This is a genomic window from Xylanibacter ruminicola (assembly GCF_900142525.1).
Lineage (GTDB): Bacteria > Bacteroidota > Bacteroidia > Bacteroidales > Bacteroidaceae > Prevotella > Prevotella ruminicola_A.
Genome location: NZ_FRBD01000004.1, coordinates 103,785 through 117,214, shown reverse-complemented (window position 1 = coordinate 117,214; position 13,430 = coordinate 103,785). Strand labels below are relative to the sequence as shown.

The window sequence follows — 13,430 nt, the reverse complement described above, 5'->3', positions numbered from 1 at the left end:
ATTCCTCTTGCATAAATTCTCTTGAGAATTTCCCGAAGAAGTTACGTTTCAACACCTGAGAAACGTAACTTCTTTTTTATTAAAGTTATTAAGTTCCAAATGTTTTGGTAATTATATTTGTTAGTTAAGATAAAAAATAGTACCTTTGCACGCAAAATTGGAAATATAAAATAAATAAGGTATGATACGCTTCTTTCAGACCCCACAGAAATCGGTGATTGCCACTGAGGTTGATCACACACTTAGTGAACAGGAAATTAATGAGTTAAGCTGGCTTTACGGCGGTGCTACACTGCTGGATGCCCAGACGTTAGACGGATTCTTCGTTGGCCCACGCCGCGAAATGGTGACCCCTTGGTCGACAAATGCCGTTGAGATAACTCAGAATATGGGACTCAGCGGCATCTTGCGTATTGAAGAATACTTTCCCGCTGCTAGTAAGGATGCTGAGCACGACGAGATGCTACAGCGCATGTATACAGGTTTGAACCAGGATATTTTTACTATTAACATCAAGCCTGAACCTATCAAGTATGTGGATAATCTGGAAGAGTATAATGAAAAGGAGGGTCTTGCACTGAGTCCTGAGGAGATAGAATATCTGCACGGACTTGAGAAGAAGAACGGACGTCCTCTTACTGATTCTGAAATCTTCGGTTTTGCACAGATTAACTCTGAGCACTGCCGTCACAAGATCTTCGGTGGTACTTTCATCATCGATGGTAAGGAGATGGAGAGTTCGCTCTTCGCTATGATTAAAAAGACTACACAGGAGAACCAGAACAAGATTCTTTCTGCCTATAAGGATAATGTAGCCTTTGCACAGGGTCCTGTTGTAGAGCAGTTTGCTCCAAAGGATCAGAGCACAAGTGATTATTTCCAGATAAAGGATATCGAGAGTGTTATCTCGCTGAAGGCTGAGACACATAACTTCCCAACTACCGTAGAGCCTTTCAATGGTGCTGCAACAGGTACTGGTGGTGAGATCCGTGACCGTATGGGTGGTGGCGTAGGTTCATGGCCTATCGCTGGTACTGCTGTCTATATGACAGCTTATCCACGTCTGACCGACGACGATAAGCTGACTCGTGATTGGGAGGATATCCTGCCCGTTCGCCAGTGGCTGTATCAGACACCAGAGCAGATCCTGATTAAGGCTTCTAATGGTGCATCAGACTTCGGAAACAAGTTCGGTCAGCCACTGATCTGTGGTTCTGTACTGACCTTCGAGCATCAGGAGCCCAACGATACCAAGTATGCTTACGATAAGGTGATCATGTTGGCTGGTGGCGTAGGTTACGGCACTAAGCGCGACTGTCTGAAGAAGGAGCCTCAGAAGGGTAACAAGGTAGTCGTTGTAGGTGGTGATAACTACCGCATCGGTCTTGGTGGTGGTTCTGTATCATCAGTAGATACTGGTCGTTATAGCAATGGTATCGAGCTGAACGCTGTTCAGCGTGCCAACCCTGAGATGCAGAAGCGTGCCTACAACTTGGTTCGTGCGCTTTGCGAGGAGGATGTAAACCCTGTTGTTTCTATCCACGACCATGGTTCAGCTGGTCACCTTAACTGTCTATCAGAGCTTGTTGAGGAGTGTGGTGGTGAGATTGATATGACCAAGCTGCCTATTGGCGACAAGACTCTTTCAAGTAAGGAGATTATTGCCAATGAAAGTCAGGAGCGTATGGGTCTGCTTATCGACGAAAAGCATATCGAACATGTACGTAAGATTGCCGAGCGTGAGCGTGCTCCACTATATGTAGTAGGTGAGACTACTGGTGATGCTCACTTCTCGTTCAAGCAGGGCGATGGTGTGAAGCCATTCGACCTCGATGTGGCTCAGATGTTTGGTCACTCGCCAAAGACCATCATGAAGGATAATACTGTAGAGCGTCATTATAAGAATGTAGAATATTCTCTAGATAATCTAGACATTCTAGGATATCTAGAAAGAGTTCTCCAATTGGAGGCAGTAGCTTGTAAGGACTGGCTCACCAACAAGGTCGACCGTTCTGTAACCGGAAAAATTGCCCGTCAGCAGTGCCAGGGTGAGATCCAGTTGCCTTTGAGCGACTGTGGTGTTGTAGCTCTCGACTATCGTGGCAAGAAGGGTATCGCCACTGCTCTGGGTCATGCGCCTCAGGCTGGTCTGGCTGATCCTGCTGCTGGTTCTGTACTCTCTGTAGCTGAGGCTCTTACTAATATTGTATGGGCTCCATTGGCTGAGGGTATGGATTCTCTGAGTCTCTCTGCCAACTGGATGTGGCCTTGCCGCTCTCAGGAGGGTGAGGATGCCCGTCTCTATGCTGGTGTGAAGGCTCTGAGTGACTTCTGTTGCGACCTGCACATCAACGTGCCTACAGGTAAGGACTCGCTGTCTTTGAGTCAGCAGTATCCTAACGGAGAGAAGATTATCTCTCCAGGAACTGTGATTGTATCTGCTGGTGGTGAGGTTTCTGATATCAAGAAGGTGGTATCACCAGTATTGGTTAACGATAAGAACGCATCACTCTATCATATCGACTTCTCGTTCGACGAGCAGCACCTCGGTGGTTCTGCCTTTGCCCAGAGTCTGGGTAAGGTGGGCGACGATGTGCCTACAGTTAAGAATGCTGAGTACTTCGCTGATGCCTTTATGGCTGTTCAGCAGATGATTGAGAAGGGCTGGATTATGGCTGGTCACGATATCTCGGCTGGTGGTTTGATTACTACTCTGCTCGAGATGTGCTTCGCCAACCAGAAAGGCGGTATGCATATCAACCTGCACGACATCTGCAAGGATGGCGATGTTGTGAAGGCTCTCTTCGCTGAGAACCCAGGCGTTGTCATCGAGGTGAGCGACGAGCACAAGCAGGAGTTCAAGGACTTCATGGAGGAACAGGGTGTTGGCTTTGCCAAGATTGGTTATCCCGTGGAGGACAGCCGCGAAATCGTGGTTGTTTATCCTAGTACGTCTAGTCAGACTAGTGAGACTTGTTCTACTAGCTTCGACATCGACGCCCTCCGCGATGTTTGGTACAAGACTTCTTATCTGCTGGATCGCAAGCAGAGCTTCAATGGCAAGGCTAAGGAGCGTTTCGAGAACTATAAGAAGCAGCCTCTGGAGATGAAGTTCAACAAGGACTTCACTGGTAAGTTGGCCCAGTATGGTCTCAACCCAGACCGCTGGAAGAATGGTCAATCGTCAATGGTCAATGGTCAATCTCCCAAGGCTGCCATCATCCGTGAGAAGGGTACCAATGGTGAGCGCGAGATGGCTTACTGCCTCTACCTGGCCGGCTTCGACGTGAAGGATGTGATGATGACCGACCTGATTTCTGGTCGTGAGACCCTCGAGGACATCAACATGATTGTGTTCTGCGGTGGATTCTCTAACTCCGACGTACTTGGCTCTGCTAAGGGTTGGGCTGGTGCTTTCCTCTTCAATCCTAAGGCTAAGGAGGCCCTCGATAAGTTCTATGCCCGCAAGGACACCCTCTCACTGGGTATCTGTAACGGTTGTCAGCTGATGGTTGAGCTCGGTCTGACTGGTGCTAAGGGTGCTAAGATGCTGCACAACGATTCGCACAAGTTCGAGAGTGAGTTCATCTCTCTGAGCATTCCTCAGAACAACAGCGTGATGTTCGGCTCGCTGAGCGGCAACAAGCTCGGTCTGTGGGTAGCTCACGGAGAGGGCAAGTTCTCATTGCCTGAGGCTGAGAGCGCTTACAACGTGATTGCCAAGTACAACTACGCAGGCTATCCTGCTAATCCTAACGGTTCTGACTACAACGTAGCTGGTATCTGCTCTCAGGATGGTCGTCATCTCTGCATGATGCCTCACTTGGAGCGTGCCGTATTCCCTTGGCAGAATGCTTGGTATCCTGCTGACCGTCGTCAGGATGAGGTAACTCCTTGGATTGAGGCATTTGTTAATGCACGTAAGTGGGTTGAGGAAAAAATGAAATAATGAAAGAATGAGAAAATGAATATCTATTGGGATTCATTTAAGACATTCTTTAAGATTGGCATATTCACCCTTGGTGGTGGATATGCCATGATACCTTTGATAGAGGAAGAGGTGGTAAATAGGAAACAATGGGTATCGAAGGACGAGATGCTCGACCTGATTGCCATTGCCCAGAGTTGTCCTGGTGTATTCGCCATCAATATTGCTACCTTTATCGGCTATAAGCTGCGCAAGACGCGTGGTGCCATCTGTACCACGCTTGGCACAGCCCTGCCATCGTTCTTGATTATCCTGGCCATCGCTATCTTCTTCAGTCAGTTTAAGGAAAACAAAATAGTTGCAGCCATCTTCCGAGGCATTCGTCCTGCGGTGGTGGCTCTGATTGCTGTACCAACGTTCCGTTTGGGTCAACGGGCCAAACTTAACAGGTACACAGTCTGGATTCCTCTTGTTTGTGCCATAGCTATTTGGGCACTCGGCGTTTCACCTATTTATATTATATTGGTAGCTGGTCTTGCTGGCTATCTCTACGGTATGTATATTAAACCCACAGAGTCATGATATTCCTGAGTCTATTTGTTACGTTCTTCGAGATAGGCCTCTTTGGTTTTGGAGGTGGCTATGGCATGCTGTCGCTGATTCAGCACGAGACGGTTGAGGCACATCATTGGCTTTCTACCTCTGAATTTACCGACATTGTGGCTATCTCGCAGATGACTCCAGGACCTATCGGTATCAACTCTGCTACTTACTGTGGTTATACTGCTATCCACAATGCCGGCTATGGACATCTGATGGCTGTTCTTGGTTCGGTTACAGCTACTTTTGCCTTGGTACTGCCATCATTGATACTGATGATACTTATTAGCCGGATGTTTATGAAGTACATGAACACCCCGTTAGTACAATCCATATTTACTGGTTTGCGTCCTGCTGTCGTTGGTCTTCTTGCAGCTGCTACACTGTTGCTCTGTAACAAGGAGAATTTCTCAACTCCTTTTGAGAATCCCTGGCAGTTCTTTATCAGCTGTGCTCTTCTGATTGCCACCGCCTTTGGCACGGGCTACCTTAAGATTAATCCCATTCGTATGATATGTTATGCGGGGGGAGCAGGTTTGTTACTACTATATTAGAAACATGAAACAATACATTAACTATCTGATTATTACTACTCTACTTTCCATTGTTGCTTGTACAGATAGCAGCTCTGGTAAGAATGACAATGATGTTGCGGATGCCGTCTACTCTGCTATTAAAGCTCACAACAAAGAGCGTGCTCTAGCGTTGACCGATAGCCTGGAACATGTAGGTGCTATCACCACGGCCCGTGCAGATCTATTACGCGGAAATGCATACGACTTCTCCACAGATAAGAAACGTTTAGGAGAACTCTATTATAAGAAATCATACGAGGCGTTAAAGTCGAATCCGGCTCAGGATTGGAATACCTATGCTGAAGCTGGTTACCGTTATTCTGCTCTGCTGGGAATGCGTTTGGATATGGAAGGATCATTGTTGGTATGCACAGACATGATGAAAGTGGCTGACCTCAACAAGGATTTCCCTGCTGAATATAAATGGTCTGTTTTGATGCAGATTGCATTTTGCCATGCAGAACTTCATCAGCATAAAGAGGCCACGAAAACCTATTATAAAGCTTATGAGGTTGCAAGTAAGGCTTATGGTGGTGAGGGATGTGGCGAATTAAATCTGGTGATTATCGATGGAAATATCTTCTCTTATTTCTTAGAACAGAAGAAGTATGACGAAGCCCGTACTTGGTTTGAACGATCCAAACGGGAGTTTGCCATCTATGAGCAGCATGGCGATTCGGCTCTTATCGAAGAATATAAAGGTCACCTGGCTCTGCAGCAGGCCATGCTCTTGCAGTCAACAGGACATTCGGTTGAGGCTGCTGCTATCTACAATGCCATCCCCCAAAGTCGCATCATAAACCTCTTTGGTATAGAAGAGGCTATTGATTACCTAATGGCAGCTGGCCGTTACAGCGAGGCTGCCGACTGTTATGAACAGGTGGATAGCTCTTACGCATCAGATGACAACGTGAAAATGAATTTCGATAATATCAGTTATCGTCTTGCTTCACGTTATATGGCAAATGTAAAGGCCGGGCGTCATGACAAGGCGTTGAAGTTGGGCGTAGATATGTGTGAGGCTATTGATTCGGCTTTGGTTTGGCAGAAAAAGAACGACGCAGCCGAATTGGCCATTATTTATCAGACACATGAAAATGAGTTGGCTTTAGAAAAGTCGATGGTCGAGACGCGTGTTCATAGAATCTTATTGATTTCTGCTTTGCTCATCATTGCTTTGTTTGCTGTGTTGCTCTATCGGGCATACAGCTATAACAAGATGTTGACGGCTAAGAACAGGAAACTATATGAAGAAATTGAGCAGCGTGAACACGAGAAACAGCAGGTGATTGAGAAGCTGGAGGCAACGCCCGAGTCTGTCCTTTCTTTCAACCAGCAGCTCTATCGCCAGATATGTGACTTGATGAAGAATCCAGATATCTTTACAGATCCTGAGATGAACCAGGATACGTTGGCCAGCCTGATTGGTACCAATCGTACCTATATTTACGATGCTCTGCGTGAGTGTTCAAATCTGACGCCTGCCGATTTCATCAATGGTTATCGTTTGCGTCATGCTGCTAACCTATTGGCCACTACAGATCACTCTGTGGCACTTATCGCTGAACTGTGCGGTTTGTCGCGTCGCACATTCTATCGACTGTTTAACGATACCTATAGCATGTCACCCTCCGACTATCGAAAAGTGGCCTGCAATACCTAAAGTAGCCTCATTATTTAGCAATTTTTGCAAAATTGGCACAAAGAATTGTATCTATGGCACATTAATTATAAATATTTACTGTATATTTGCACCAAAATTAGAAACTTATGGAAGTAAACCTGATCATCACCGTAGCCCTTGCAGCCGCTATCATAGTGGTTGTGTTGGTGTTGGTAGCAGTCATCATCTATCTCAGATGGCGACTTAGCGATAAAAATGCCGCGCTTGGCAAGTTTATTGATGAGAATGAGAGATTGCGCAATAAAATGCGCCGTGCAGGAATTTATTAACTCTTTATACCTAAATAATTCAAAATGGATACGTTGCTTATCATTATTATCACAGGCCTAGTGGCTATAGTGGTACTTGTGCTAATCGTGTATAACAGTTTGTTGCACAATCGTATTACCGAATCTGCAGTCGAGAACGATCGACTGAAGCGTGAGAATCATTCGCTGGAAAAGGAGAATAGAGAGCTTTCCGATGAACTTGAAGTAGTGACTGGTGGAAAAAGAGGACCAAATACTAGAAAATTTTGAGATCCAAATTCGTAAGCACCGATTTTAATAGATAATAATGGCAGAAATATTCAATAAGGAGGCCCTTGAGGCACTGGATGATCACAGTGAGGCCGAAGAGATGCCCCGCGTGGCATCTCCTAAACTCCGTTTGGTACTTGGCGCCATGGTGGCAATGATAGTAGTCGTTGGCTATTGGTGTGTGTTTGGTACCATCAATTATAAAGTAACGGCCCAAGGCGTGGTTTTCCCATTTGGCGAAGCTGCACCTGTTAGCGTTCCTTACGATGGGGTCGTAAGTAGAGTGTTGCTTACTCATGGTACCACAGTTTCAAATGGTACGCCTATTATGGAGATTCGCAATACCCTGTCTACAACCTCCGTTCAGGTTCCCCGTAATGGTGTTGTTATCCAGACGCTTCCGTTAGGTACAGAGTTTAAGGCCGGTCAACCTTTGGCATGGCTGTTGCCACAAGATAGGCAGATGACAGGACGTGAGATGCTTTGCTATGTTACCTACAACGACCTGCACAAACTGAAGATAGGTCAGCAGGTTCAGGCCACTCCTGCCAATTTGGAGCGTGAGAACTGGGGTTATGCCTATGGTAAGGTTGTAGGTATCGAATACTATCCCACCACTCGTCAGGAAATCATCAGCCGTATCAAGCTCGATCCTTTGGCATCGTTCGTTCCCGATGGACAACCGATGTATGAGGTGCGTGTTGTGCTTGAAGATCAGGATGGTGGCCTTGTATGGAGCCGTGAGAAGAGTCGTGAAATTACAGTAGGTAATGGAGCCCTTTGTAATATCCAGATAATAACACGTAAGAAAGCCGTATGGCGAGTGCTTGTAGGAGCAGTAGATAATGCCATAGAAACTATCAGTGGAAATTGATCGACTATGAGTAGAAACAAAGTTGCCAAGGTACCACAGGTAATGCAGATGGAGGCGGTGGAGTGTGGAGCAGCTTCACTTACCATGATATTGGCGCACTTCGGCAAGTGGCTGCCCCTGGAGCAGGTACGTGCTGCGTGTGGCGTAAGTCGCGATGGATCGTCGGCTAAATCGATACTCCGTGCAGCAAGGAATTATGGTCTCAATGCTAAGGGTTTCCGCATGAGTCCTGAAGCCCTTGATGGTAAGCAGCCGGCCATCATCCATTGGAATTTTGAACATTTTGTGGTGTTCCGTGGTTTTGACCGTAAGGGCCGTGCATGTATTAACGATCCAGGTGTAGGTCCTGTAAAGTGGCCTATGGAGGAGTTCCGTAAGCATTTTACAGGTGTTTGTCTCACCTTCGAGCCTTCTGAAAACTTTGAGAAGGGCGGCGAGCATACAAGCATTCTTTCATACATCCGTCGTAATCTCATGGGAGCTGGTGAGGCTTTCTGGCTTTCTTTCACTTTTGCCCTGATGGCGGCCTTCGTGGCACTTCTCACACCATTGTTCACCCGTATCTTCCTCGACGAAATTCTTTCAGGAAAGAATGCCGACTGGGCTAGTTGGTTCTTTACAGGAATGGCTACTCTGGCCATCTATCAGTTCATTGTAGTACTGTTGCAGAGCCGTTATGTTAAGCGTGTGGCTGGTGCTTTGGCCTTGAAGGGAAATAGAGAATACCTGCATCATCTGTTGCGTCTGCCGATGTCATTTTTTGCGATGCGAAATGTAGGCGACCTTCAGCAACGTATGCATCTTAACGAAAAGATTACCCACTCGCTTGTTGAAGTGCTTGCCCCACAGATCATCAATGTAGGTCTTTTGGTACTTTACCTTTTCCTGATGTTCAGTTACTCATGTTGGCTCACGATTATAGGTATAGTAGCTGCTATGGTAAACCTTGGTTTGGTACAATATTTTTCAACCAAGCGTATCAATCTTGTCCGATCGATGGAGCAGAGTGAGGGTCGGTACTTTTCTGCTACGATATCTTGTATCGACAACATGGAAAGCATTAAGGCTGCTGGAGCCGAAACGGGTTTCTTTAAATATTGGAGTGGTTTGTGGGCTCACAAGTTCAATGTGAACGGCAATGCCGACAAGGAACAGACTAAGATGGCTCTGCTTCCTGTCCTGGCTACAGGATTGGTTAATATGGCAGTGCTGGTGCTTGGTGCTTATTTTATATTGCAAGGCGAACTGACTGTTGGTATGCTGATGGCGTTCCAAGGATTTATGGGCTCATTCCTTGAACCTGTAAATGCCATTGTGAATGCATCGCAGACGATTGTCGAGATGCGCTCTCAGATGGAGCGTGTAGAAGACGTGATGAAATATCCTGAGGATCATAGAGATCATAAAGGAGAAGTGATGAAAGGAAAGCTAACCGGATTGTTGGAGCTGAAGAATGTTACTTTTGGTTACTCTCCATTGCAACCGCCTCTTATTGAGGATTTCAATCTTAAAATCGAGCCAGGCCATAGTGTAGCCTTTGTAGGTACTTCGGGTTGTGGTAAGAGTACATTGGCAAAACTTATCTCAGGCTTGTATAAGCCTTGGAGTGGCGAAATCCTATTCGATGGTCGTCCTATTGAGAGCATTTCGAGCGAGGAACTCACCAACTCTGTAGCTGTCATCGACCAGAATGTTGTGCTTTTCGACGATACCGTGGCACAGAACATTCGAATGTGGGATACAAGTATCGAAGAATTTGCTATCATGATGGCTTGTAATGATGCTCAGATACGTGCCGACATCGTTACTCGTCCCGAGGGCTTTGCTACCAAGATAGTCAAAGGCGGTCAGAACTTCTCTGGCGGACAGAGACAACGCATGGAAATAGCCACTGCATTAGCTAAGGAGCCAGCTGTGCTCATCATGGACGAGGCAACCAGTGCCCTTGACCCAAAGACCGAAGATGAGGTAATGAAGCGTATACGCGGCATGGGGCCCACTCAGATTATTGTGGCTCACCGCCTCTCTACCATACGCGATTGTGATGAGATTATCGTGATGGATCAGGGTAAGATTCTACAGCGAGGCCGTCATGAGGAACTCATTAATGTGGAAGGATTCTACAGAGATTTGATGAGGAGTGAATAACGAATATTGATAATCTATGGCAATATATCTCAACCAGATAAATAAACGACGTGCAGCTGAGAGCGCTGCATTGGCCGAGGTTAACGAGAAAACCTCCCAACGACTTGGATTGCTGGGTGGTAAGCGTGTTGTGCCTCAGGACAATGAGAGTGCGCTGCGTCAGGTGCTGGAGGCTCTTGGTATCACCGACTATGAGTTGGATGAATATGATCTTCTGACGCCCGAAGAGCAACTCACAGGTATTCTCCGTCCACGTGGCATCATGATGCGCGACATTCATCTTACTGGTGAATGGTGGCGTGAGTGTGTAGGTCCGCTTTTAGGCTATGCTAAGGATGGGCGCCTTGTGGCACTTACTCCTACAAAGACTGGTCTTGGCTACCAGTATCGAATGCAGGATGGTACCATACGTAGGGTTGGTCATCGCGAGATGGCCGAAGAACTGAAGCCTAAGGCTATCACCTTTACAAAGGCATTACCGCTGAAGCCTTTGAAGCTGAAAGACCTTATTTCCTTTACATGGAGTGTGGTCTCTGGTCCTAATGCCTTGTTGCTTGGTGCGTGTGCCTTGGTAGTAATTCTGCTCGGTATGTTTACGCCTATGGCAAACAAACTTATATTTGATACCGTGATTCCTACTGGCGATGCTGCCGATTTGTTGCCTATCACAGGTTTGCTAATTGGTGCCACTATCGGTACATTGCTGCTTACGCTTACTCGTAACCTATATATTATAAGAATACAGCATATCGTTGAGATGCATGTTCAGAATGCAATCATGGCTCGCACGTTCCTGCTTTCTCCAACGTTTTTCAGTAAGAACTCAAGTGGTGAGCTAACGGCCAAACTCAATAATGTTTCCGTATTATGTTCGTTGGTCAACGAGACTATGGTTGGTCCACTGCTGTCTGCAGCGCTTAGCGTCATCTACCTTATACAGGTGTATATCTATGGTGGCAAACTTCTTTGGCCGGCCTTGGGCATCATCATTGCTCAGGGGGTGGTGTTATTTCTTAATTATCGTCGCACTGTAGACGTACTTCAGAAGTATATCCGGAAAACGGCTGGACTAAGTGGTTTGGAGTATAACCTTTTTGCAGGCATACAGAAACTGAAGCTTACTGGCAGTGAGAACCGCGCCTTTGCCCGCTGGCTCGACTTCTACGGCGATGCAACGCGTTATATATATAATCCTCATTTCAAGGGCCGTCTATATCCTGCGTTGACTGCATTCCTGGGATTAGGTGGTTCTATGCTGATATTCTGGAGTACGCTTTCTAACGGGGTGTCAACCTCCGATTATATCGCTTTTAGTTCTGCCTTTGGCATGATAATAGCTTCAATGGCTCAGCTTAATCTTGCTATTCCTAGCTTGGCGCAGATTAAACCTCTCTTGGAGAGTGTGAGACCAATACTCGAGGCTGTGCCTGAGATGGAAGAAAAGGCGCCGCAGGTAGTCAATCTGTTCGGTAGCATCGAGGTGTCTGGTCTCTCATTCCGCTATCAGGAAGACGGACCGCTGATTCTTAACGATCTTTCGCTAAAGATTAAACCTGGTGAATATGTGGGAATAGTTGGAAAGTCGGGCTGTGGTAAAAGTACCCTGATGCGATTGATGCTAGGATTCGAGGAGCCTCTTAGTGGTGGTATCTATTACGACAACTTCGATTTGTCGAAGGTCGATAAGGCTTCGCTCCGTCGAAAGATCGGTTGCTGTTTGCAGAGTGGTAGTCTGTTTACTGGCGACTTGTTCCATAACATTACCATCACCGCGCCATGGGCCACCCACGATGATGCCTGGGATGCATTGCGTATGGCCTGTCTGGAGGAAGATGTTAAGCGCATGCCAATGGGCCTCCATACTGTGGTGAGCGAAGGTGGCGGCGGATTCAGTGGCGGACAGAAACAGCGTATCCTTATTGCGAGGGCGCTCATTTCTAAGCCTAGCATCATCTTCTTCGATGAAGCTACGTCGGCACTCGATAACATCTCGCAGAAAGCTGTTAGTGATAATCTCGATAGTCTTAAGTGTACCCGTGTGGTCATTGCCCACCGACTGAGCACCATCCGCCATTGCGACCGCATCATCGTGCTTGATAAGGGGCATATTGCCGAGGAAGGTACTTTCGAAGAACTGATGGAGCGCAAGGGCATTTTCTTTGAGATGGCCCAGAGACAGATTTAGAATAAATATTTAGAAGACAATCATGATGAATATGAATAGACAAACAATAATGATATTGGCTGCATCGGCCATTTTGTTGGGCTGCCATAACAACCAGTCTGAGCAGACTGCCTCAGAAGCATCTGTAGCAAGTAATGTTGTTGATTCAGCAAAAACTGCCGATTCTATACAGGCAACCTTGGCTACTCCGTTGTCGGGAGGAACTAATGTGATGGGAAAGGTTGTTGCAGAGCGTTATGCCGACCTTGCTTTCGAGACGGCTCTGCCCATCGAACGCGTGTTGGTAAAGAATGGTCAGCAGGTTCGTCGTGGACAAGTCTTGGCACAGTTAGACCAGTTTAAACTTCGCAATGCCATTGCTCAGCAGCAGCGTGCCATCGAACAGGCACAGTTGCAGATAGAGCAGGCGCGTTTGCAGATGCAGGATGTCATCATCTCTCAGGGATACGATCCTGATAAAGATGCCTCTATTCCTGCCAGTGTAAAGCATAATGCTGATGTTAAATCGGGCCATGCCCTGTCAATAAGCCAGTTGGCATCAGCCAAGAACCAACTTGCTGCTGCACAGCATGAGTTGCGTAGCGGTGTGCTGACAGCCCCATTCGATGGTGTTGTAGCCAATGTTGCTGTGCAGGCTCACCAATTGGCTCAGGCAGGTCAGCCAGTGTGTCGCGTTATTGCATCGGGCAACATGGCCGTTGAGTTCCGCGTGATGGAGGCCGACCTTTCTAAATATAAGATAGGTACAGGAGTAGTAGTGGTACCTGTGGCTGATAACAATGCCCGCTACGAGGCTTCTGTCAGCGAGATCAATCCTGTAGTTGATCAGCAGGGTGCCGTTACGCTGCGTGCCCGTATAGCCAATGCCACCACACTGTTCGATGGTATGAACGTTACAATTCAGTTAAAAAAATAAGA

The 13,430-nt window shown here is 46.8% G+C and carries 9 protein-coding genes; all 9 read left to right on the top strand.

The features are described from left to right. Positions 1-181 precede the first annotated feature (181 nt). Entirely contained in the window at positions 182-3,949 is a 3,768-nt protein-coding gene (gene purL, locus BUB86_RS03740; RefSeq protein ID WP_073205668.1) for a phosphoribosylformylglycinamidine synthase, read from the top strand. A 15-nt stretch (positions 3,950-3,964) separates the two neighbouring features. After that, positions 3,965-4,510 (top strand): chromate transporter, encoded by a 546-nt coding sequence (locus BUB86_RS03735; protein ID WP_073205666.1) that lies wholly within the window; start codon positions 3,965-3,967, stop codon positions 4,508-4,510. Next, complete coding sequence (locus BUB86_RS03730) at positions 4,507-5,082, top strand: chromate transporter (protein ID WP_073205664.1); 576 nt, start codon at positions 4,507-4,509, stop codon at positions 5,080-5,082. The genes BUB86_RS03735 and BUB86_RS03730 overlap by 4 nt, the downstream gene beginning before the upstream one ends. Positions 5,083-5,086: 4 nt before the next feature. Then, entirely contained in the window at positions 5,087-6,766 is a 1,680-nt protein-coding gene (locus BUB86_RS03725; RefSeq protein ID WP_073205661.1) for a helix-turn-helix domain-containing protein, read from the top strand. A gap of 107 nt (positions 6,767-6,873) precedes the next feature. Then, positions 6,874-7,056 (top strand): hypothetical protein, encoded by a 183-nt coding sequence (locus tag BUB86_RS03720; RefSeq protein ID WP_073205659.1) that lies wholly within the window; start codon positions 6,874-6,876, stop codon positions 7,054-7,056. A gap of 286 nt (positions 7,057-7,342) precedes the next feature. Continuing rightward, positions 7,343-8,179 carry a hypothetical protein gene (locus tag BUB86_RS03710; protein WP_073205652.1) on the top strand — a complete coding sequence of 279 codons (837 nt, stop codon included), beginning with the start codon at positions 7,343-7,345 and terminating at the stop codon, positions 8,177-8,179. 6 nt (positions 8,180-8,185) lie between these two features. Continuing rightward, positions 8,186-10,327 carry an NHLP family bacteriocin export ABC transporter peptidase/permease/ATPase subunit gene (locus tag BUB86_RS03705; protein WP_073205647.1) on the top strand — a complete coding sequence of 714 codons (2,142 nt, stop codon included), beginning with the start codon at positions 8,186-8,188 and terminating at the stop codon, positions 10,325-10,327. Between the two features lie 16 nt (positions 10,328-10,343). Next, positions 10,344-12,512, top strand: a complete 2,169-nt coding sequence (locus BUB86_RS03700; RefSeq protein WP_073205643.1) for an ATP-binding cassette domain-containing protein — start codon at positions 10,344-10,346, stop codon at positions 12,510-12,512. A gap of 31 nt (positions 12,513-12,543) precedes the next feature. Continuing rightward, positions 12,544-13,428, top strand: a complete 885-nt coding sequence (locus tag BUB86_RS03695) for an efflux RND transporter periplasmic adaptor subunit (protein WP_175549397.1) — start codon at positions 12,544-12,546, stop codon at positions 13,426-13,428. Positions 13,429-13,430: the final 2 nt, after the last annotated feature.